Source organism: Achromobacter arsenitoxydans SY8 (assembly GCF_000236785.1).
Classification (GTDB): domain Bacteria; phylum Pseudomonadota; class Gammaproteobacteria; order Burkholderiales; family Burkholderiaceae_B; genus Achromobacter; species Achromobacter arsenitoxydans.
On sequence record NZ_AGUF01000043.1, the window covers coordinates 11771 to 34467 of the forward strand.

The 22697-nt window shown below is 68.5% G+C and carries 16 protein-coding genes; 12 read left to right on the forward strand and 4 right to left on the reverse strand.

The features are described 5' to 3' along the window. Positions 1 to 21 precede the first annotated feature (21 nt). The 6 genes from KYC_RS11490 (at position 22) to KYC_RS11515 (ending at position 10752) form a co-directional block, all read left to right on the forward strand. The gene (locus KYC_RS11490) at positions 22 to 3102 is read left to right on the forward strand and encodes a multidrug efflux RND transporter permease subunit (RefSeq protein ID WP_008162215.1); all 3081 of its coding nucleotides are present in this window, start codon (positions 22 to 24) and stop codon (positions 3100 to 3102) included. After that, positions 3099 to 6206, forward strand: a complete 3108-nt coding sequence (locus KYC_RS11495) for an efflux RND transporter permease subunit (protein WP_008162216.1) — start codon at positions 3099 to 3101, stop codon at positions 6204 to 6206. Before KYC_RS11490 ends, KYC_RS11495 begins: the two co-directional genes overlap by 4 nt. Before the next feature lie 263 nt (positions 6207 to 6469). Beyond that, positions 6470 to 8026: an efflux transporter outer membrane subunit gene (locus tag KYC_RS11500; protein ID WP_008162218.1), complete on the forward strand. Its 1557-nt coding sequence runs from the start codon at positions 6470 to 6472 to the stop codon at positions 8024 to 8026. After that, positions 8023 to 9183 carry an HlyD family secretion protein gene (locus tag KYC_RS11505; protein WP_043518182.1) on the forward strand — a complete coding sequence of 387 codons (1161 nt, stop codon included), beginning with the start codon at positions 8023 to 8025 and terminating at the stop codon, positions 9181 to 9183. The genes KYC_RS11500 and KYC_RS11505 overlap by 4 nt, the downstream gene beginning before the upstream one ends. Continuing rightward, on the forward strand, positions 9173 to 10258 hold the full coding sequence (locus tag KYC_RS11510; RefSeq protein ID WP_008162221.1) for a DUF2955 domain-containing protein: 1086 nt from the start codon (positions 9173 to 9175) through the stop codon (positions 10256 to 10258). Before KYC_RS11505 ends, KYC_RS11510 begins: the two co-directional genes overlap by 11 nt. Then, positions 10255 to 10752, forward strand: a complete 498-nt coding sequence (locus KYC_RS11515; protein ID WP_008162223.1) for a transporter suffix domain-containing protein — start codon at positions 10255 to 10257, stop codon at positions 10750 to 10752. The genes KYC_RS11510 and KYC_RS11515 overlap by 4 nt, the downstream gene beginning before the upstream one ends. Before the next feature lie 100 nt (positions 10753 to 10852). Here KYC_RS11515 and KYC_RS11520 read toward each other — a convergent pair whose 3' ends face one another. Then, on the reverse strand, positions 10853 to 11773 hold the full coding sequence (locus KYC_RS11520) for a LysR family transcriptional regulator (RefSeq protein ID WP_008162225.1): 921 nt from the start codon (positions 11771 to 11773) through the stop codon (positions 10853 to 10855). Positions 11774 to 11884: 111 nt separating this feature from the next. Between KYC_RS11520 and KYC_RS11525 the strand changes: the two genes are divergently transcribed. Together KYC_RS11525 and KYC_RS11530 are read left to right on the forward strand one after the other, a co-directional pair. Continuing rightward, entirely contained in the window at positions 11885 to 13300 is a 1416-nt protein-coding gene (locus tag KYC_RS11525) for a M20 family metallopeptidase (protein ID WP_008162227.1), read from the forward strand. Between the two features lie 18 nt (positions 13301 to 13318). Then, the gene (locus tag KYC_RS11530; protein ID WP_008162229.1) at positions 13319 to 14299 is read left to right on the forward strand and encodes a Bug family tripartite tricarboxylate transporter substrate binding protein; all 981 of its coding nucleotides are present in this window, start codon (positions 13319 to 13321) and stop codon (positions 14297 to 14299) included. 25 nt (positions 14300 to 14324) lie between these two features. Here the strand turns inward: KYC_RS11530 and KYC_RS11535 are convergent, their stop codons facing one another. Both KYC_RS11535 and KYC_RS11540 read right to left on the reverse strand, forming a co-directional pair. Further along, on the reverse strand, positions 14325 to 16715 hold the full coding sequence (locus KYC_RS11535) for a catalase (protein ID WP_008162231.1): 2391 nt from the start codon (positions 16713 to 16715) through the stop codon (positions 14325 to 14327). A 10-nt stretch (positions 16716 to 16725) separates the two neighbouring features. Then, complete coding sequence (locus tag KYC_RS11540) at positions 16726 to 17340, reverse strand: hypothetical protein (protein ID WP_008162233.1); 615 nt, start codon at positions 17338 to 17340, stop codon at positions 16726 to 16728. 292 nt (positions 17341 to 17632) lie between these two features. On the opposite strand from KYC_RS11540, the gene KYC_RS11545 reads away from it, so the two are divergent. From KYC_RS11545 to KYC_RS11560, 4 genes are all read left to right on the forward strand, one after another. Next, the gene (locus KYC_RS11545; protein WP_008162234.1) at positions 17633 to 17983 is read left to right on the forward strand and encodes a DUF3325 domain-containing protein; all 351 of its coding nucleotides are present in this window, start codon (positions 17633 to 17635) and stop codon (positions 17981 to 17983) included. Between the two features lie 174 nt (positions 17984 to 18157). Continuing rightward, the gene (locus tag KYC_RS11550; protein WP_043518192.1) at positions 18158 to 20152 is read left to right on the forward strand and encodes a ribonucleoside triphosphate reductase; all 1995 of its coding nucleotides are present in this window, start codon (positions 18158 to 18160) and stop codon (positions 20150 to 20152) included. A gap of 57 nt (positions 20153 to 20209) precedes the next feature. Continuing rightward, a complete protein-coding gene (gene nrdD, locus KYC_RS11555; RefSeq protein WP_008162238.1) occupies positions 20210 to 20392 on the forward strand; it encodes an anaerobic ribonucleoside-triphosphate reductase in 183 nt (60 codons plus the stop codon). Then, entirely contained in the window at positions 20358 to 21200 is an 843-nt protein-coding gene (locus tag KYC_RS11560) for an anaerobic ribonucleoside-triphosphate reductase activating protein (RefSeq protein ID WP_081478019.1), read from the forward strand. The genes nrdD and KYC_RS11560 overlap by 35 nt, the downstream gene beginning before the upstream one ends. On the opposite strand, the gene KYC_RS11565 is transcribed toward KYC_RS11560, so the two are convergent. Beyond that, the gene (locus KYC_RS11565; RefSeq protein WP_043518196.1) at positions 21191 to 22609 is read right to left on the reverse strand and encodes an aminotransferase-like domain-containing protein; all 1419 of its coding nucleotides are present in this window, start codon (positions 22607 to 22609) and stop codon (positions 21191 to 21193) included. The genes KYC_RS11560 and KYC_RS11565 overlap by 10 nt on opposite strands. Positions 22610 to 22697: the final 88 nt, after the last annotated feature.

A 22697-nucleotide genomic window follows, 5' to 3' on the forward strand; every position in this document is an offset into this window, starting at 1 on the left:
CGGCATCCAAAGGAATTCAGCATGAGCCTGTCACGCCCCTTCATCCTGCGTCCGGTCGCCACGTCATTCCTGATGATCGCCCTGCTGCTGTCCGGCATCCTGGCATGGCGCATGCTGCCCGTGGCGGCGCTGCCGCAGGTCGATTACCCCATCATCCAGGTGACCACGCAGTACCCGGGCGCCAGCCCCAACGTGACCGCGCGCGCCGTGACCGCCCCGCTGGAGCGGCGCTTCGGACAGATTCCCGGCCTGAAGCAGATGTCTTCCACCAGCGGCAGCGGCATCTCGGTCATCACGCTGCAGTTCGCGCTGGACGTGCCGCTGGGCGTGGCCGAACAGGAGGTCCAGGCCGCCATCAGCGCCAGCGATTCGCTGCTGCCCAACGACCTGCCCACCCCGCCCGTCTACCGCAAGGTCAATCCGGCGGACGTGCCCATCCTGACGCTGGCCGTAACGTCGGATTCCCTGCCCTTGCCCACGGTCTACGACCTGGTCGACACGCGCATGACCCAGCGGCTGTCGCAGCTGTCGGGCGTCGGCATGGTCAGCCTGGCCGGCGGCCAGCGGCCCGCCGTGCGCGTGCAGGTCAACCCGATGGCGCTGGCCGCGCGCGGGCTGCAGCTGTCCGACGTGCAGGAGGCCATCGCCAAGGCGAACTCCAACCAGCCCAAGGGCAGCTTCGATGGTCCGGTGCGTTCCGTCATCATGGACGCCAATGACCAGCTCCAGAGCGCCGCGGAATACCGCGAACTGATCGTGGCCTGGAAGAATGGCGCGCCGGTGCGGCTGGGGCAGATCGCCACGGTGGAGGACGGGGCCGAAGACCGCTACCTGGCCGCGTGGGTCGACAAGCAGCCCGCCGTGCTGGTGAACATCCAGCGCCAGCCGGGCGCCAACGTCATCGCGGTGGCCGACCAGGTCAAGGCGCTGCTGCCCCAGCTGACGGCCAGCCTGCCCGCCGCTGCACAGGTGCGCATCCTGACCGACCGCACCGAAAGCATCCGCGCGTCGGTGCGCGGGGTGCAGTGGGAACTGGCCTTCGCCGTGGGTCTGGTGGTGCTGGTGACGTTCCTGTTCCTGCGCAACCTGCCCGCCACCCTGATCCCCAGCCTGGCCGTGCCGCTATCCCTGATCGGCACCTTCGGCTTCATGCACCTGGCCGGGTTTTCCACCAACAACCTCACGCTGATGGCGCTGACCATCGGCGCGGGCTTCGTGGTGGACGACGCCATCGTCATGCTGGAGAACATTGCCCGCTACCGCGAACAAGGCCATAGCCCCATGTCCGCGGCGCTCAAGGGCGCGGGCCAGATCGGCTTCACGCTGGTGTCGCTGACCCTGTCGCTGATCGCGGTGCTGATCCCACTGCTGTTCATGGAAGACGTGGTGGGCCGGCTGTTCCGCGAGTTCGCCGTGACGCTAGCCGTCGCCATCCTGATATCGCTGGCCGTGTCGCTGACCCTCACCCCCATGATGTGCGCGCGGCTGCTGCCGGCGCATGCGCCGTCCAAACCGGGCCTGCTGGACCGCGTGCAGGCCCGCTACGCCGGCTGGCTTGACGTGACGCTGCGCCACCAGCGCCTGACCCTGCTGGCGATGCTGGCGACCGTGGCGCTGACCGGCCTGCTGTACCTGGCGGTGCCCAAGGGCTTCTTCCCGGCGCAGGACGGCGGCGTGCTGCAGGGCGTGACCCAGTCGTCGCAAAGCACGTCGTTCGACGCCATGTCGCGCCGCCAGCAGGCGGTGGCCCAAAGCCTGCTGGCCGATCCCGACGTGGCCAGCCTGTCATCCTTCATCGGCATCGACGGCATGAACGCCACGCTGAACACCGGCCGCCTGCTCATCAACCTGAAGCCCTGGGGCGAGCGCAGCGCGCCGCTGGCGGACATCATGGCGCGGCTGGATGCGCGGGCCCGCGAGGTGCAGGGCATTTCGCTGTACCTGCAGCCTGTGCAGGAACTCAATATCGAAGACCGCGTCAGCCGCGGCCAGTACCAGTTCAGCCTGACCTCGCCCGACAGCGCGCTGCTGTCGCGCTGGACCGGCGAGCTGATGCAGCGCCTGGCGCAAGCCCCGGAACTGGCCGATATATCGTCCGACCTGCAGGGCGACGGCCGTCAGGCCTACCTGGAAGTGTCGCGCGACGCCGCTGCGCGCCTGGGCGTGACCATGGACGACGTGGCGCAGACGCTGTACAACGCCTTCGGCCAGCGCCAGGTCGCCACCCTGTTCACGCAGTCGAACCAGTACCGCGTGGTGCTGGAAGTGGACCGGACCCTGGCCATGAGTCCCGACGCGCTGGAACGCATCCATCTGCAGACCGCGGACGGGCAGGCGATCCCCCTGTCGGCCCTGGCCACGGTCAGCGAGCGCGCGGTCCCGCTGGCGGTCAACCACCTGTCGCAATTCCCCGCAGTGAACCTGTCGTTCAACCTGCCGCCCGGCGGCTCGCTGGGCGAGGCCATCGCCGCCATCGAGGCTGCCCGTCAGGCCATCGGCATGCCCGAGAGCGTCGAATTGCGGCTGCAGGGCGCGGCCTCGGCGTTCCAGGCATCGCTGTCCAACACGCTGTGGCTGATGCTGGCCGCCGTGGTCACCATGTACCTGGTGCTCGGCATGCTGTACGAAAGCGCCATCCATCCCGTCACCATCCTGTCCACCCTGCCCTCGGCCACGGTCGGCGCGCTGCTGGCGCTGCTGCTTACCGGCCGGCCGCTGGACCTGATCGCCGTCATCGGCATCATTTTGCTGATCGGGCTGGTCAAGAAGAACGGCATCATGATGGTGGACTTTGCGCTGGAGGCCGAGCGCACGCGCGGCCTGTCGCCGCGGGACGCCATCCGCGAGGCCGCGCTGCTGCGCCTGCGCCCCATCCTGATGACCACGCTGGCCGCGCTGTTCGGCGCGCTGCCGCTGATGCTGGCGACGGGCTCTGGCGCCGAACTGCGCCAGCCGCTAGGCTGGGTCATGGTCGGCGGGCTGCTGGTAAGCCAGGTGCTGACGCTGTTCACTACCCCCGCCGTCTATCTGTTCTTCCATCGCCTGGGACAGCGGCGCGCCGCCCCTGCGAACGCGCCCGGCGCTGAAGGCCCGGCACGATGATCCGGGCCCTGCTGCACCGGCCCGTCGCCTGCATTTTCCTGGCGCTGGCGCTGACCCTGCTGGGCGCTGTGGCGTGGCGCCTGCTGCCGGTGGCGCCGCTGCCCCAGGTGGACTTTCCCACCATCGAGGTGCGGGCCGACCTGCCCGGCGCCAGCCCGGAAAGCATGGCCAGCACGGTGGCAGCGCCGCTGGAACGCGCGCTGGGCGCCATCGCGGGCGTCAGTTCCATGACTTCGTCCAGCAACCAGGGCGCGACGCGGGTGCAGTTGCAGTTCGACCTGGACCGCGACATCAACGAAGCCGCGCGCGACGTGCAGGCCGCGATCAACGCCGCCCGCGCGGAATTGCCCGCCGGCATGCCCGGCAACCCCAGCTACCGCAAGGTCAATCCTTCGCAGGCGCCCATCATGGCGCTGGCGATCAGTTCCGGCACCCGGCCCGCCGGCCAGCTCTACGACATTGCGTCGACGGTGCTGGCGCAGAAGATCTCGCAGATCAGCGGCGTGGGCGAAGTGACCCTGGGCGGCAGCTCGCTGCCCGCCGTGCGGGTGCAGGTCAATCCCAACGCGCTGGCGCACTACGGCGTGGCGCTGGACGACGTGCGCCAGGCGATCTCCGACGCCGCGCCCATGGGGCCGCAGGGCCAGTTCGACTCGGAAGGCCGGCGCTGGGAGGTCGGCACGCCGGAACAGCCGCGCAGCGCGCACGACTACAACAGCCTGATCGTGCGCTACAAGGACGGCGCGGTGATCCGGCTGTCGCAGGTGGCGCGCGTAAGCGATTCGGTGGAAAACCGCTACAGCAGCGGCTTTCACAACCGCAACCCGGCCGTGGTGCTGACCATCAGCCGCCAGCCAGGCTCCAACATCATCGAGACCATCGCCGCCATCAACCAGGCCCTGCCCGGCCTGCGCGCGCTGATGCCCGCCGACGTCGACCTGACCGTGGCGCTGGACCGCTCGCCCGGCATCAAGGCCACGCTGCGCGAAGCGCACATCACGCTGGCGCTGGCGGCCGGGCTGGTGATCCTGGTCGTCTGGCTGTTCCTGGGCAACGCCCGGGCCGCCGCGATTCCCAGCGTCGCCATCCCGGTCTGCCTGATCGCCACCTTCGCCGTCATGTACGCCTGGGGCTTTTCGCTGAACAACCTGTCGCTGATGGCCCTGATCGTGGCGGCCGGGCTGGTGGTGGACGACGCAATCGTGGTGCTCGAGAACATCTCCCGCCACATCGAGCGCGGCCTGACGCCCGCCCGGGCCGCCTTGCGCGGCGTGCGCGAAGTGGGCTTCACCCTGGTCGCCATGACCCTGGCGCTGAGCGTGGTGTTCGTTTCCATCCTGTTCATGGGCGGGCTGGTCGAGCGGCTATTCCGCGAGTTTTCGATCACGCTGGTGGCCGCCACCGTGATTTCACTGGTGGTGTCGGTGGCCATCATCCCCGCCTTGTGCGCCCGCTGGCTCAAGCCGGCCGGGCACACGGCGGCCGCTACCGCGGCGGCCGCTGCCCCGCCCCCGCCTTCGCGCATGCGGGCCGCCTTCGCCCGCGTGCACGAGTGGTACGGCGCGTCGCTGGCCCGCGTGCTGGGCCACGCCCGCCTGACGCTGCTGCTGCTGGCCGGCGTGGTCGGCCTGAATGTCTATCTGTATGTGCAAGCCCCCAAGGGCTTCCTGCCCGTGCAGGACACGGGGCAACTGATGGGCTTCGTGCGCGGCGACGACGGCTTTTCGTTCCAGGTCATGCAGCCCAAGATCAACCAATACCGCCAACTGGTGCTGAAGCACCCGGCCGTGCAGGACGTGATCGGCTACAACGGCGGCGGCCTGGGCATCAGCAATTCGCTGTTCCTGATCCGCCTGAAGCCCGCCGCCGAACGCGGGGAATCCTCCACGGAAGTCATCAACTGGCTGCGCACGAACGCGCCGGCGGTGCCGGGCGGCATGTTCTTCCTGAACGTGGACCAGGACCTGCGCATGCCCGGCGGCTTCGGCAATTCGGGCGACCACGAACTGGCCATCATGGCCAGCGACGTCCCGTCGCTGCGGGAATGGTCGCGCAAGATCTCCAAGGCCATGCAGGACATCCCCGAACTGCGCGACGTGGACGCCCAGGGCGACGGCGCCACGCAGCAGGTCGTCATCGACATCGACCGCAGCGCCGCCCAGCGCCTGGGCGTGGACATGGACACCATCAGCAGCGTGCTGAGCAATTCGTTCAGCCAGCGCCAGGTGGCCACTCTGTACGACGCCATGAACCAGTATCGCGTGGTGCTGGAACTGGATCCGCGCTACACCGAGGACCCCGAGGTGCTGGAACAGGTGTACGTGGTGGCGGCCGACGGCAACCGCGTGCCGCTGACCGCGTTCGCGACCTACGACAACGGACTCGTCAACGACCGGGTGTTCCACGAAGGCCTGTTCGCGTCCGTGTGGGTGGGCTTTTCACTGGCGCCCGGCGTGTCGCTGGAACAGGGCCTGGCCGCCATCGACGCCGCCATGGCCAAGCTGATGGTGCCGTCCCACATCCAGACGCGGCTGGGCGGCGACGCGCGCAACTTCCAGCAGAGCCTGCAGGACCAGCCCTGGCTGATCCTGGCGGTGCTGATCGCCATCTACCTGGTGCTGGGCATCCTGTACGAAAGCCCGCTGCATCCCCTGACCATCCTGTCCACCCTGCCGTCCGCCGGCGTGGGCGCGCTGCTGGCGCTGCGGCTGGCGGGCATCGAATTCACCCTGATCGCGCTGCTTGGCCTGTTCCTGCTGGTGGGCATCGTCATGAAAAACGCGATCCTGATGATCGACTTCGCCATCAGCCTGGAACGGCGGGAAAACCTGACGCCCGAACAGGCCATCCACCGGGCCGCCATGCTGCGCCTGCGCCCCATCGTCATGACCAACCTGGCCGGCCTGCTGGGCGCCCTGCCCCTGGTGCTGGGCATGGGCGAGGGCTCGGAGCTGCGCCGTCCGCTGGGCATCGCCATCGTCGGCGGACTGATGATCAGCCAGTTCCTGACCCTGTATACGACGCCGATCGTGTATCTGGCGCTGGAACGGCTGCGGCGGCGGGTAAAGACTGCCCGCCACGCAACCGCCCGCAGCCCGGACTAGCGCTTTTGGGCGAACGCGATTTCGCTGGCCTGCTCTAGCCTGAACCCGAAAAGCTCAATAGAATCAATCGGCATGCTGAAGCACGCCCGTCCAGCCCGGCACAGCGCGACAGCCGCGCGTTTCCGGAGACGGCTTGGTGCTTACGCTGCCGGCGCGGGCGCCAGATAGCGCCGGCGTCAGGCACTTCGGCGTTCATGGTGCGCGGCAACATCGGGCCGCCGCCTGGACCGTTGCGGTTAGGCTCTTCACAGACCTGGTGCCCAATGCGGCCGATGACTTGTCCGAAACTGCTGCTGCTGACCGGCGTCCTCTGCCTCAGCGGCTGCGTACAGGTGGGGCCGGACTTCGAGCCCCAGCGCGTCGCTTGGTCCGAACAATGGAGCACGCAGGCGCTGCGCCAGGCCAGCGCCGCAGGCGCCGCCCCGGACGCCCGCCTGTGGTGGCGCGTCTTCGACGACCCTGTGCTGGACGCCCTGATCGTCCAGGCCGACGCGCACAATCCCGGCGTGCAGGTGGCCGGGCTGCAGATCATGGAGGCGCGCGCGCAGCTTGGCATCGCCCGCAGCGGCGGCTACCCCCAATCCCAGGTCATCGGCGCCGACGCGCTCTACCAGACCCGGTCGTCGCGTTCCGCGGAAGGCAATCCGCGGCCCAGCAGCTTCTGGCAGTACAGCGCCGGTTTCAACATCGGCTGGGAGCTGGATTTCTGGGGCCGCTTCAGCCGCGCCATCGAATCCGCGGACGCCGCCTATTTTGCGGCCGAGGCCAACCGCGAGGACGTGCTGGTGCTGCTGCATGCCCAGATGGCCGAAAGCTATTACGCGCTGCGCACGGCCGAGGCCCGGCTGCGCATCGCCCGCGATAACGCCGCCCTCCAGAAGCGCAGCTACGAAATCACCGAGCGTCTGTTCAACAGCGGCGAGACCGACGAACTGGACCTGCAGCAGGCGCGCACGCAGTACCTCGGCACCCTCAGCACCATCCCCGAATTCGAAAGCCAGATCGCGCGTACCCGCAACGCGCTGGCCGTCCTGATCGGCAGGCCGCCCGGGCCCATGCCGGAATTACCGGACATCAGCGCCAAAGAGGCGGTCATCCCGCTGATCGACCGCGCCGTGCTGCAGGACGTCCCCGCCAACCTGCTGCTGCGCCGGCCAGATATCCGTGCCGCGGAACTGCGGATTGCGGCGCAATCGGCGCAGATCGGCGTGGCCCAGGCGGATCTGTATCCCTCGCTGACCCTGCTGGGCAGCATCGTCTGGACGGCGACGTCGCTGGCGGGAACATCCGGCGGCGCGGCGCTGCTCGCCGGCCCCACGCTGAACTGGAACGTATTCGACCACGGCCGCCTGACCAACGCCGTGCGGGTGCAGGACGCCCGCCTGCAGCAGCTCATCGTCATCTACCAGGACGCGGTGCGCCAGGCGGCGCGCGAAGCCGACGACGCGGCCACCGGCCTGGTCAAGTCCCTGGAGCGCGACGGCATCCTGTACGACTCCGCGCTGGCGGCCAAGCGGTCGCTGACGCTGGCCAATGCGCTGTATCGCGAGGGCTACTCCGACTTCCAGCGCGTGCTGGACGCCCAGCGCGCCCTGGCCAGCCAGCAGGACGCCTACCTGGTGAACCGGGGCAACGCGGTGCGCGACCTGATCGCCCTGTACAAGGCGCTGGGCGGCGGCTGGCACAGCGATCAGCCCGTGCTCGACCCGGCCACGCGCGACCAGATGCAGCAGCGCACCAACTGGGGCAACCTGCTGTCCGACGCCGCCCGGCCCGCCGCAGTCTCCGCGATTCCCAAGCAAAAAGGGGCGAACCGATGAACAGTTCCAGGCCCTCGGCTCCCCCGCCCCGGCCGGCCGCGCCGCCGCCGCCGCCACCGCCGCCCGCGCCGCCGCCCGCTCCCGCCCCGGACCCTTCCAGGAAAGGCGTCGGCCTGGTGCTCCTGGTGATCGTGCTTAGCCTGGTCTGGTATCTGCTGGCCGACCGCTACACCCCCTACACACAGCAGGCGCGGGTCGAGGCGTTCGTGGTGCCCGTGGCGTCGGAAGTGTCCGGACGCGTCGTCAAGGTCCATGTGCGCAACAACCAGGACGTGCCTGCCGGCGCTGTGCTGTTCGACGTCGATCCGGAGCACTACCGGATCGCCGTGGACCGCGCCCGCGCCGACCTGGACGCGATGCGCCGCCAGATCGGCGCCAGCACCGCCGGCATTGATTCCGCGCAGGCGTCGCTGCGCGCCGCCCAGGCCAACGAAGTCAGGGCCCGCCAGGACAGTTCGCGGCTCGAACGCCTGTACCGCGAGGACCGAGGCACGATCTCGCTGCGAAGGCTGGAGATCGCGCGCGCGAACCTGGCGCAGGCGGTGGCCCAGGTCGCGGCGGCGCGCGCCGAAGTACAGCGGGCGCGCGAACAGGAAGGCGGCAGCGAGGACGACAACGCCAAGCTGCGCAGCGCAGCCGCCGCCCTGGAAAAAGCCGAACTCGACCTGGCCAACACGCAGGTTCGGGCGCGCACGGCGGGACTGGTCACCGATCTGCGGACCGACGCGGGCCAGTTCGCCGCCGCGGGCAAGCCGGTCATGACGCTGATCGCCATCCACGACGTCTGGATCAACGCCGAGATGACCGAGAACAACCTGGGCCACGTCGAGCCCGGCACGCCGGTGTCCATCATCCTGGACGCCCTGCCCGGCCGCATTTTCGAAGGCCGGGTGCGCAGCGTGGGCTATGGCGTCAGCGTCGGGCCCGGCACGCCGCCGGGCAGCCTGCCCAGCGTGCAGAACAGCCGCGACTGGCTGCGCCCCGCCCAGCGCTTTCCGGTCGCCATCGACATCGCCCCCGGCGAACTGCCCTCGCTGCGGGGCGTGCGCGTGGGCGGCCAGGCGGAAGTCATGGCGTTCCCCAGCGCGGGCAACCCTCTTAATCTGCTGGGGCGTGCCTACCTGCGCCTGATGAGCTGGCTGTCCTATGCCTACTGACGCCGCGCCCGCCAGCCGCGACCCCCGCGGCCATCGCGCCCTGCGCCTGGGCGTGGGTACGGCCCTGTGCCTGGCGATCAGCTTCGGGATGGACATGCCTATTCCCATGGTCGCACCGGTGCTGGGCGTGTTCCTGCTCGCGTCCATGAACCGGCCGCTGTCGGTCAAGGCGGGGCTGGGGCTGGCGCTGGTGGCGATGCTGGCCACGGGCAGCGGCCTGGCGCTGATCCCGCTGCTGCGCTATTACCCCGGCGCCGGCGTGCTGCTCATTGCGCTGTGCCTGTTCCTGGCCTTCCGCCATGGCCTGCGCGGCGGCAACAACCTGCTGTCCACCTTCCTGATCATCGGCCTGACGATGATCTCGGCGGCCGGCACCTTCGACTTCGGACTGGCCGTCACCGTGATCGAGGCCCTGGGCAAGGGCCTGCTCCTGGCCGCCCTGGTGCTGGGCGTCTGCCACTGGCTGTTCCCGGAGCCGCCCGGCACGCCCGCGCCGCCGCCGCCCCCCGTCCTGCCGCCGGCAGAGGCCAGCCGGATGGCGCTGCGCGCGGCGCTGGTCGTGCTGCCGGCCTTTCTGCTGGCGCTGACCGATCCCCTGGCCTACATGCCCATCATCCTCAAGGCGGTCAGCCTGGGCCGCCAGAGCTGCGTGACCGCGGCGCACGGGGCGGCGCGCGAGATCATCGGATCCACGCTGCTGGCCGGCATCCTGGCCGTGCTGTTCTGGCTTGGCCTGCGGCCCTTTCCCAGCCTGTGGATGTACTTCCTGTGGATGCTGCTGTTCGCCCTGGTGGTTGCGCGCAAGCTCTATCGCCTGAGCCCGACGCCGCATCCGCCCAGCTTCTGGCTCAACACGCTGGTGACGCTCATCATCCTGCTGGGCCAATCGGTGCAGGACAGCATCGCCGGCAAGGACGTCTACACCGCGTTCGCGGTGCGCATGGGGCTGTTCATCGCCGTCACGCTCTATGCCTGCCTGATGCTGCAACTGCTCGAACCTCGCCCGCGCGCGCCACGCAGGCCCGGATTCTTCACCCGCCATCCGATCGGACGACTCAAAAGGAGCCCGCCATGAACGCCCCAGACTCGCAGCCCAACGCCGTCCCCGCCGCGGGATGGCGGTTCAAGTGCGGCATCGGCCTTTTCATCCTGGCCTTCGCCCTGTGGTTCCTGATCCCGATCGCTGCCGCCGTGGACGCGCCGGGCTCGCGCATTGCCGCGTTGACCGGCGCGATCTTCATCGCCAACAAGGTGCTCTTGATCACCTGCATCGCGGTCATGGGGAAAGAAGGCTTCCAGCAGCTCAAGTCCATCGTTTTCGGCCACGCCAAGAAGCTGGCGCCCGCGAAGAAGGTGGGCCCGGTCCGCCACGCCATCGGCCTGGTCATGTTCATCCTGCCTCTGCTGACGTCGATGCTGGAACCGTATGTGGACCAGATCTGGCCTGGCTTTCGGCCCCGCATGTGGCAGGCGCAACTGGGTGGCGACGTGATGCTGGTCGCCAGTTTCTTCGTGCTGGGCGGAGACTTCTGGAACAAGCTGCGCGCGCTGTTCATCCGCTCGGTGTAGGCAGCTGGATTGTGCGGACCGTCTTCAATCGTTAGATGCCTGACACCCACGTGAGACGACCCGGGCTCCAAGACCGTGCCACGGGGGTATCAGACACCGGTCAGGCCGGGTTCGCCTCCGGCGCCCGCGGCGCGGCCGTCAGACGGCGCGCCATGAACTCCAGGAACTCCCTGGCCAGGGGCGGCAGGGTCCTGCCCTGCAGCGTCAGCGCCTGAATGCTGCGCTGGCGCATTTCCGGATTGCTGAACGGCACCGCCACCAACCCGGCGCCTTCCAGATAGCCCATCACCGTCAGATAGCCCGATAGCGCCACGATCGGGCTGCCGGGCAGCATGGGCAGGAAGACCGCGGAATGGTTGGACACATAGGCCGGCTCGATATGCAGGCCCGCATTGGCGCAGGCGGCGTCGAACAATTGCCGGACCGTCGTGCCGTGGTCGCCCAATGACAGCGGCACGTCCACGAGGTCGCGCATGGCGATCGCGCGCCGGGCCGCCAGCGGATGGTGGCGGCACATGACCGCGTATACGGGCGCGCGCGTCAGCAGTTCGGTTTTCAGGCGATCGTCCTGGGCCACCGTGTAGCGCAGCGCGATCTGCGACAGGCCTTCCAGAATGTGGCGGCTGACCTCTTCCGGACGCTCCACGCGCAAGTGAAAGCGCGCCTCGGGGCGAACCTGCTTGAAATCCGCCATGCACATCGGCAGGAAACGGTGTGCGAAGCCTTCCGTGCAGGCCAGCCGGATCGTAACGTCGCCCAGCATGCCGCGCTGGCGGATTTCTGTCGCGATGCGTTCGGCCTCCAGCGCGGCCGCGTTGGCGTAGGCGGCCAGTTGGCGGCCGGCTTCGCTCAATTCCATGCCGCGCGCCTGGCGTTCGAACAGCGCGATGCCCAGGCTGTCTTCCAGCTTGGAAATCTGGCGGCTGACGGCGGAAGCCGCCACATGCTGCGCGGATGCGGCGCCCGCGATCGAGCCGCAGCGCGCGACCTCCAGGAAGTACCTCAAGCCCAGGGAAATCATGGATGGCTCCGTCAAGCATGCCTAAATGGCAATGCTTAGATGCTAATTATCTAATTGTGGCACGGTAAGAAGCGTAATAACTTTGTGCCTCCCTACCGCATGAGGCCCGCCGTGAGCCGCGAACAAGCCATCCTCCAAGCCGTACAAGCCTTCGATAGCGGCGCCCTGCAGGCCGCGCTGGCGCGCCGGGTCGCCTACGCCACCGAAAGCGAGACGCCCGAACAGGCCCCGGCCCAGCACGCCTACCTGAACGAGGACCTGGTTCCGCTGCTGACCGGACTGGGTTTCACCTGTGAAATCCACCCCAATCCGGCGGGCGTGGACCTGCCCATCCTGGTAGCGCGGCGCGTCGAACAGCCGGAGCTGCCCACCGTCCTGATGTACGGTCATGGCGACGTGGTGCGCGGCAACGCCGCCAAATGGGAGCCCGGACGCGACCCCTGGCGCCTGCAGGTCGAAGGCGACCGCTGGTACGGACGCGGCACGGCCGACAACAAAGGTCAGCACTCGATCAACCTGGAAGCGCTGCGCCAGGCGATCGCCGCGCGCGGCGGCGTGCTCGGCTTCAACACCACCTGGCTGATCGAGACCGGCGAGGAAGCCGGTTCGCCCGGCCTGGCCGCCTTCTGCGCGGCGCAGCGTGAAACGCTGGCGGCCGACGTCTTCATCGCCAGCGACGGCCCGCGCCTGCACGCCGCCCGTCCGACGCTCTTCATGGGCTCGCGCGGGGCCGTCAACTTCGAGCTTAAGCTGCGGGCGCGCGAGCGCGGCTACCACTCCGGCAACTGGGGCGGGCTGCTGTCCAACCCGGCCATCCGCCTGATGCACGCCATCGGCTCGCTGGTCGACGCGAACGGCCGGATCACCGTGCCCGGCCTGCGCCCTCCTCCCATTCCCGCGGCCGTCGCGGCCGCGCTGGCCGACCTGGAAGTGGGCGGCGGAGAAGACGATCCCGACATCAACGCGTGGTGGGGCGAGCCCGGCCTGTCGGCGCCCGAAAAGGTGTTCGGCTGGAACAGCCTGGACGTCCTGACCTTCGGCGCAGGCGACCCCGCCAAGCCGGTCAACGCCATTCCGCCGGAAGCGGTGGCGTGGTGCCAGTTGCGCTTCGTGGTCGGCACCGACTGGCGCGCGCTGGAGACGCATGTGCGCGAGCACCTGCGCCAGGGCGGCTTCGACGACGTCCAGGTGCGCGTGGGCATGCAGGCCGGGGCCACCCGCCTGTCGCCCGACAGCCCCTGGGTACGCTGGGCCGCCGCGTCGCTGGAACGCACCACGGGCAAGCGGCCCGCGCTGCTGCCCAATCTGGGCGGTTCCCTGCCCAACGACATCTTCGCCGACCAGCTTGGCCTGCCGACCCTGTGGGTGCCCCACTCCTATCCCGCCTGCGCGCAGCACGCGCCCAACGAGCACCTGCTGGGCAGCGTCGCCCGCGAAGGCCTGGCCATCATGGCCGCACTGTTCTGGGACCTGGGCGACCAGGGCGACGCGCTGCGCCAGGCCGCTGCGACCGCTACTCCTGCCTGATCCCCACCGAGACCCGCCATGACCGCCACATTCCGCGCCGCCCTGCTGGCGCTTCCCCTTGCCTTCGCCGCCCACGCGGGCGCCGCCCATGCCGCCTATCCCGACCAGGCGATCAAGATCGTCGTGCCGTTCACGCCGGGCGGCGCCACGGACGCCGTCGCTCGGCTGCTCGCCAACAAGCTTTCCGGCAAGCTGGGCCAGCCGGTCATCGTCGAAAACCGCCCCGGCGCTTCAACCGTCATCGGCGCAGACACGGTGGCGCGCGCCCAGCCCGACGGCTACACGCTGATGCTTTCGGGCAGCACCACCTACACGGTGCTGCCGGCGCTCAAGCCGTCTTTGCCCTACGATCCGCTGCGCAGCTATGAGCACATCGGCATCGTCGCCATGGCGCCGGTGGTACTGCTGGCGCAGACCGGCCTGGCGGCGACGACCGTGCAGGAAGCCGCCGCGCTGGCCCGCCAGCAGAGCAACAAGGGCGGGCTGATGTATGGCACCTTCGGCCCCGGCTCGGCGCCCCACCTGGCCGGCGAAATGTTCGCCGAAGCCGCGGGCGCCAAGATGATGCCGGTGCCCTACAAAGGCAGCGCGCAGCTGATCACCGCCATGATCGGCGGCGAAGTCGCGCTGGGCGTGGACACCGTGTCCTCGGCCGCGCCGCAGGCGCGCGCCGGCAAGGTGCGCGCGCTGGCGGTCACGGGCGAGCGCCGCATGCCGCAGCTGCCCGACGTGCCCACGTTTGCCGAGGCCGGCATGGCGGACGTGTCCTTCGTCGGCTGGTACGGCCTGGTCGCACCCGCCCGCACGCCCGCCACGGTCGTGGAAACGCTGAACCGGGCCGTGTCGGACATCATGCAGGACCCGCAGGTGCGCAAGTCCGTGGCCGACCTGGCGCTGGACCCGGTGTACCTGCCAGCGCCGGCGTTCCAGGCGCAGATCAAACAGGAACTGCGCACCTTCGGCGACGTGGCCAAGCGCGCCGACATCACGCTGGAATGACGCCCGGGCCGGCCTGCCGGTGCTGTCAGACCTTGGGCGGCGCGGACTCTCTTTCGGGGTGACGGTGCTTGCCCAGCGCTTCGATGAACGCGGCGGCGGACTTGCCCGCCGCGCCATCCGCCAGCAGCAGGCCCCCGTCGTCCGGATCCGGGGCGATGCCGGCGGCCTCGAACACCCGCGCGCCCTCGCCCATCCCCATCAGCGTCTTGCCATGGCGATACGCATCGCGCAAAAACTCCAGCGCCCGCCCGTCGGCGCTCAGGCGCTCGGCGGCCGCCGCACCGCCGGGCACCACGGCGCCGTCGAACACTCCCGAAGGGTGGTTGTCGAGCGATGCGTCGGCGTCCAGCGCGCCGCCATCATCGGACTGCAGCGGACCGATGCGCTGCCCCACCAGCCGCACCACCGCGCCCGCCTTGATCAAGGCGTCGGCCACGGCCGACACCGCCTTGCCGTCCACGCCTTCAGCCGCCAGGATGGCGACCTTGCGCGTCGCCACGCCCCCATCGCCGGGCCTTGCGGTCAGCGATAGCGCGGGCGACATCGCCACCTCGGGCTTGGGCGGATTCGGCATCGCGCGCGGCAAGGGGTCCGGCAGCGGCATGCCCAGCTGGTCCGCCACCGCCTGCGCCAGCTCGTCGGACACGTTGCGCAGGGACGCCACCATGCGCTGACGGATGGGCGGCACCGTCAGCTTGCTCAGTTCGAACGCAAACGCGTTGATGATGTGGCGGCGTTCCCAGGCGGTCTGGCTGTCGTAGAACAGCGTGGCCTGGTTGTAGTGCTCGGCGAACCGTTCCGGGTGCCCGCGCAGCTCGTCGCCTTCGACGGGCTCGGGGAACGGCACGAAGCCGTCCATGCCCGCCTGGAACGGACAGCCGCCCGCCAGCGAGTTCGGCTCATAGGACACGCGGCCTCGATGGATCGCCTGCCGGTGCATGCCGTCGCGCTGGTTGTTGTGCACGGGCGCCAGCGGCGCATTAATGGGAATCTCGTGGAAATTCGGGCCGCCCAGGCGCGATATCTGCGTGTCCACGTAAGAATGGATGCGGCCGGCCAACAGCGGATCATTGGTGAAATCCACCCCGGGCACTACATGCGCCGTACAGAAGGCCACCTGCTCGGTCTCGGCAAAGAAGTTGTCGGGATTGCGGTCCAGCACCATCCGGCCGATGGGTGTCACGGGCACCAGTTCCTCGGGCACGATCTTGGTGGCGTCCAGCACGTCAAAGCTGAACCCTTCGGCCTGGTCTTCGGTGAAAACCTGCACCCCCAATTCCCATTGCGGCCCGTTGCCCGCGTCGATCGCTTCCCACAGGTCGCGCCGATGGAAATCCGGGTCCGCCCCCGACACCTTGACGGCCTCGTCCCACACTTGCGAGTGCGTGCCCAGCACCGGGTTCCAATGGAACTTCACCAGTTTGGAATCGCCCTTGGCGTTGACGAAGCGATAGGTGTGCACGCCGAAGCCCTGCATCATCCGGTAGCTGCGCGGGATGCCCCGGTCCGACATCACCCACATCAGCATGTGCGTAGATTCGGGCATCAGCGACACGAAGTCCCAAAAGGTATCGTGGGCCGAGGCGGCCTGCGGCATGCCGTGATGCGGCTCGGCCTTGACCGCGTGCACCAGGTCCGGGAACTTCATGGCGTCCTGGATGAAGAAGACCGGGATGTTGTTGCCCACCAGGTCCCAGTTGCCCTGGTCCGTGTAGAACTTGACGGCAAAGCCCCGGACATCGCGCGCCGTGTCCTTGGAACCGCGTTCGCCGGCCACCGTGGAAAACCGCACGAACACCGGGGTGCGCTTGCCCTTCTCGGCGAACAGCGACGCAGCGGTCAGGTCCGTCAGCGGCTCGTAGCACTCGAAGTAGCCGTGCGCGGCCGAGCCCCGTGCATGCACGATGCGCTCTGGAATCCGTTCGTGGTCGAAGTGCGTGATCTTCTCGCGCAGGATGAAGTCCTTCAGCAAGGCCGGGCCGCGAACGCCTGCCTTGAGCGTATGCTGGTTGTCGCCCACCGGCACGCCCTGGTTGGTGGTCAGCGCCTGGCCGCCGCCGTCCGCGCGCACGCGGGCCAGGCGGCCGTCGACCTCGTTCACACCGGGCTCCGCGGCGCCGCCGGTCTTATCCGAGGACTCGCTTTCGGACAGGGAGCTGGCGCCCACGGACGGATCGACTGCTCCCACATGAACGCCTGCAACCGGACAGCGCGCGGCCTCTGCGCCGTACTCGGCGGCCTTGTTGGCATTGTGGGGAATGGCCGCCGCGGTGGCGCCGACCGCCTCCGCGCGCTTGAGCGCCGGGTGCGCCGCCTTGCCCGCGGGCCCTGCCGCCGGACCGCTGTCCGTATTCAGGTAGGCGGTGTCCAGCGCAGCGCCGGGCGGCTTCGTCTTGCCGGGTTTCTTGCTTGCCATGAGCGTCTCCTTAATGCGTCAGCAGCGAATCGCGCGCCTGTTCGGCCCGGGACGCGCCGATGGCGGATTCCACCTTCTTGATCTCTTCGGGTGGCGGCAGCACCGCGGGAAAGCCCAGCGACTCAATCCACAGCTCCCGCGACCAGCCTTGCGTGTGATAGAGGTGATGGTCCTCGTCGGTCGCCACCGCGTCGTAGGCCTGCTTCAGAATCTTGGCCTCCTCGCCTGAATGCTTGTCGGCGATCAGCCCGATCAGCGCCCAATTCGCGTGATCCTTGGTTTCGGCCAGCACCACGCATTCGGTGGCCACCAATTGCGCGGCATCCGCATCGCCGGCGCTGATCGCCATCTTCATCGCCCGGACCAGCGACTCGCCCAGGTGGCGCACGACGTCGCGGCCCGGCGACTTGGCCTGCGGATCCAGCTTCAGTTGTTCAAACACGGTCAGCAGCACGCGGCGATGCGTGCGGGTTTCTTCCAGGTAGCCCAGCCATTCCTTCTTCAGGTCGTCGTTCACGGCGCAGGACACCGCGGTTTCGTAGATGGCGAGGCCCCCGATCTCGGTTTCCAGGGCCTGGTACAGCAGCTCCTTGATCTGGCGGGCGTTTCCGGCTTTGCGTTTCATGGGTAGTCTCCTGGTCGCGGGTCTTGGCATGGCGCTCGGACGGCGCTCATCCGGTGGGAAAGGCATGAAGGCGCCAACCCAGCAATCGCCATGCCCGCGCAGCGCCCTCCCGTCCGCCCGGCGGATGCCGCGCCGCCGCCCGGCCGCGCCTGAGCCCCGCGTGGAAAAAATACAAGCCGCCCGCGCCGGATTACGGCCCCATTTACCTTTAGAATTGAGGGCACTCTTACAACGGCGCACCGCCCCGCGCCAGGTCCTGCCTGGCGGCACTGGCAAGCTGAATCGCTGCCGCATGAACATGAACGACATCTTCGCCATCGCAATGGCCCTGCTGCTGACGTACGCCGGCATGGCCTGCCTGGGCCTGGCGAAGCCCCGCCACTACGACGAGGTCTGGGGACGCGACCCCCACGCGGGCCACACGCGCGTGCTGCGCGGCGCCGGCGTGCTGCTGCTGGGACTGGCCATCCTTCCCTGCGTGGGTCTGTGGGGCAACATCCTGGGTCTGGTGGTGTGGCTGGGCTGGCTCTGCGCCGGCGCCCTGCTCTGGATCGGCATGCTGTCCTGGGCGCCCCGCCCGGCGGCCGGCACCGCCGCGCTGGCCATGGCCATCTCTCTGCTGGGCTTGAGCATGGGCTTCTAGCCCGGACACCGACCGCCGGCCGCCGGACCGCCGGCCGCCGGATTGCGCGATTTCGCCGCCGGCTTTGCGCGGTTGACGCGCATCAAGCCGACACCAGATCCCTAGCGTTTTGCGCCCCATTGGCACCATATGTGGTGGTAGAGTTTTTCCACTCCACTACATATGGTGCCAAACATGGAAATCCAACACATCCTCAAACGCGACGGCCGCGTCGTTGCATTCGATAGCGACAAGATCGCTCAAGCCATGGCGGCGGCGGGCCAGAGCACCGGGGAGTTGGACCTGGCGGGCGCGCGGACCCTGACAAGCGCGGTGGTCGCCGCCCTGGACGGCAACCTCTGCCCCGGCGTCGAAACCATCCAGAACCGCGTAGAAGAAGCGCTGGTGCAGGCCGGCCACTGGCGCACCGCGCGCGCCTACATCGTCTACCGCGAACAGCACGCTCGCCTGCGTTCACTGCGCCACACGCTGGTTGACGTGGAAAGCGCAATGGAAGAGTACCTGGACCAGCGCGACTGGCGCGTCAACGCCAATGCGAACCAGGGCTACAGCCTGGGCGGCCTGATCCTGAACGTGGCCGGCAAGGTCACCGCCAACTACTGGCTGTCCAATGTCTTCGCGCCCGAGGCCGGACAGGCCCACCGCGAAGGCGACATCCACATTCACGATCTGGACATGCTCAGCGGCTATTGCGCGGGCTGGTCGCTGCGGCAACTGCTGACCGAAGGCTTCAACGGCATTCCCGGCAAGGTCGAATCGACGCCACCCAAGCACATGTCGGCCGCCATCGGGCAGATCGTGAACTTCCTGGGCACGCTGCAGAACGAATGGGCCGGCGCGCAGGCCTTCAGTTCCTTCGACACCTACATGGCGCCCTTCATCCGCCGCGACGCCATGACCTACGCGGACGTGAAGCAGTCGATCCAGGAACTGATCTTCAACCTGAACGTGCCCAGCCGCTGGGGCACGCAGACGCCCTTCACCAACCTGACCTTCGACTGGACCTGCCCGGCCGACCTGAAAGACCAGATCCCTTACGTGGGCGGCGAGGAAATGCCCTTCTCCTACGGCGACCTGCAGGCCGAGATGGACATGATCAACCGCGCATACATCGAAGTCATGATGGCGGGCGACGCCAAGGGCCGCGTGTTCACGTTCCCGATTCCCACGTACAACATCACCCCCGATTTCGACTGGGACCATCCCAACACCGAGCGCCTGTTCGAAATGACCGCGCGCTACGGCCTGCCCTATTTCCAGAACTTCCTGAATTCGGACCTGGAACCGCACATGGTGCGCTCCATGTGCTGCCGCCTGCAGCTGGACCTGCGCGAACTGCTCAAGCGCGGCAATGGCCTGTTCGGCTCGGCTGAGCAAACCGGCTCGGTCGGCGTCGTGACCGTGAACTGCGCGCGCCTGGGCTACACCTGCCGCGGCGACGAGGCAAAGCTGATGGAACGTCTGGACTACCTGCTGGGCCTGGGCCGCGACGTGCTCGAAACCAAGCGCAAGGTGGTGCAGCGCTACATCGACCAGGGGCTGTATCCCTACACCCGCCGCTACCTGGGCACGCTGCGCAACCACTTCAGCACGCTGGGCGTGAACGGCATCAACGAGATGATCCGCAACTTCACCGATGACGCCGACGACATCACCACGCCCGAGGGCCTGGCGTTTGCTGTGCGGCTGCTGGACCGGGTGCGCCAGCGCATGACCGAATTCCAGGAAGAAACCGGCCATCTCTACAACCTGGAAGCCACCCCCGCCGAAGGCACCACCTACCGCTTCGCACGCGAAGACCGCAAGCGCTGCCCCGGCATCCTGCAGGCGGGCACCGACGCGCAGCCCTACTACACCAATTCCAGCCAGCTCCCCGTGGGCTACACCGACGATCCCTTCCAGGCGCTGGAACTCCAGGAAACGCTGCAAGGCAAGTACACCGGCGGCACCGTGCTGCACCTGTACATGAACGAAGCGGTGTCGTCGGCCGACGCGTGCAAACAGCTGGTGCGCCGCGCGCTGACCAACTTCCGCCTGCCGTACATCACGGTCACGCCCACGTTCTCGATCTGCCCCAACCACGGTTACCTGGCCGGGCATCACGAGTTCTGCCCGAAATGCGACGCCGAACTGCTGGCCAGGCAGACGGCGTGCTGCACCCCGGCCTAGACCGCCGGCCCCGTCCCCGCCGGGCATCCGCCCGGCACCCACTTACAAGGAAATCCTATGCAAACCTTGACCGCCCCCGTCGCCACGTCCGCTCCCGCCGTCCAGCTGGACGACAGCCAGCGCGTGCGCTGCGAAGTCTGGACCCGGGTAATGGGCTACCACCGCCCGGTTTCTTCTTTCAACACCGGCAAACAGGGCGAATTCAATGAACGCCGCTTCTTCGTCGAACACCGCGCCTGAGGGCGCGACACCCAGGGGCGCCCCGGCAACGGGCGCGCCGCAGCCAGCCGGAGCCGGCGCGCCGGCCTGCCAAGACGTACGCAGGCTGGCCGACCGGCCGGCCTACGCGGCGCCGCCGCAGCCCGTCATCCAGCCCCTGCCCAGGCATTCGCCCGCCGTGGGCGGGCTGGTGCCGTTTTCCACCGTGGACTGGCCGGGCCAGCTTGCCGCGGTGGTGTTCATCGCCGGCTGCCCGTGGCGCTGCCACTACTGCCACAACACCGAACTGCAGACCCGCGCCGCCCGCTACGACTGGCACGAAGTCCGCGCCTTCCTGGAAACCCGCAAGGGCCTGCTGGACGCCGTGGTGTTTTCCGGCGGCGAACCCCTCAGCGAGCCGCGCCTGCCTTCCATGATCCGCGACGTCAGGCGCATGGGCTACCGGGTGGGGCTGCATACCGCCGGCATCTATCCGTTGCGCCTGGCCGACGTGCTGCGGCACCTGGATTGGGTGGGCATGGACATCAAGGCCGACGCCAAGGGCTACGACGACATCACCGGACGGCGCGATTCGCAGCGCCCGGCGCTGGCTTGCCTGACGCAGCTGCTGTCGGCGGGTCCGGATTTCGAATGCCGCATCACCTGGCACCCCGACTGGCTGGACGAAGCCCGCCTTCTTGCCCTGGCGCGCGAGCTTGCGCGCCGCGGCGTGCAGCGCTTCGCCGTGCAGGCGGCGCGCTCGGCGCCCGGCACGCCGGTCGGACGCGCCCTAAGCGCGCAGGCGCAGGCGGAACTGCGGCACTCGTTCCAGGAATTTGCCTATCGCTGAGACAGGTGCGCCTTCAGGGTGGCCAGGAACCGGGGCGACTCCACCGCCCCGACATTGCAGCGCGACCACGGCGACACCGCCGTGGGATCCACGCTGAACACGCGCCCAGGCGCCATGATGACCTTCTGCGGCATCAGCGCCGCCGCCAGGGTCAGGGAATCGTCCACGCCCGGAAAAGCCGACCACAGGTACAGCGAACTGGTCGGCCGGGCAAAAACCTCCGCCCCCAGCGCATCCAGCACCTGCAGCGCGTGGCCGGTGGCCGCCTCCAGCCGCTGGCGCAGCCGCACCAGATGCCGCTCGTAGTGGCCTTCGCGCAGCATCACGTCGACCATGCGCTCGCAGTATTCGGAACTGCTGACATGCACCAGCGCCTTCAGGTCGGCCAGGTCGCTTGCCAGCGCCGCATTGCAGGCGATGAAGCCCACGCGCAACGCCGCGGAAAACGACTTCGAAAAACTGCCGATGTAGATCGTGCGCTCAAGCTGGTCCAGCGCCGACAGGCGCACGGCCGACGTGGGCTTGAAGTCGGCCAGCGGATCGTTTTCCACCACCATCAGGTTGTAGCGCTCGGACAGTTGCAGCACCTTGTAAGCCTTGGCGGGAGAGATATCCGAACCCGTCGGGTTGTGCGCCAGCGACTGCGTGAAAAACAGGCGCGGCTTTTCGCGCTGCAGCAAGGCCTCAAGCGCCGCCAAGTCAGGCCCGTCCGGCAGGCGCGGAACGCCCAGCATCCGCACGCCGGCCAGCTTCAGTTTGCCGAACAGCGGGTAATAGCCCGGGTTGTCCACCAGCACGGTCGAGCCCGGAGGCAGGAAATAGCGGATCACCAGATCCATCGCCTCGTTTGCGCCGTGCGTCAGCACCAACTGCGACGGCGCTGCGCTGATGCCCACGTCGCCCAGCTTGCGCACCAGACTTTCGCGCAGCGGCGCGTAGCCGAAGCGGCTGCCGTACCGGAACAAGGCGCCCAGGCCCGTGCGCACCACCTTCTGGTGATAGCGGTCCATCCGCATATCCGCCAGCCACTCCACCGGCGGAAAGCCGTCGCCCACCGCAACCGCGTCGGGCTGGGTCTTGAGCTGCTCGCGCATGAGCCACACGATATCCATTGCGCGACTCAATTGCCCGGGTTCCTCGTCCGCGGGCGGACGCGCGTGGTCCACGTCCAGCACATAGAAGCCCGAACCGCGGCGCGGCTCCACCAGCCCGCGCGCCACCAGCATCTCAAACGCCACCACCACCGTGTTCTTCGCATAGCGGTGCAATTGCGCCAGTTCGCGCAGGGACGGCAGTTTGTCGCCCGCACGGTAGACGCCGTCGGCGATCTGCTGGCCGATCAGCCTGGCCAGGCTTTCGGCGATGGGCGCGGCCCGCTGTGGCCTGCCGGAGGGATTTGCGTCGTCCACGCTGGGGATTCCCACTGAATCGTTGCCGGAATTGGTGCAGTGCAATGGTACTGTTTGCCCAAACTGTACCTCTGAATAGCGGTACAGT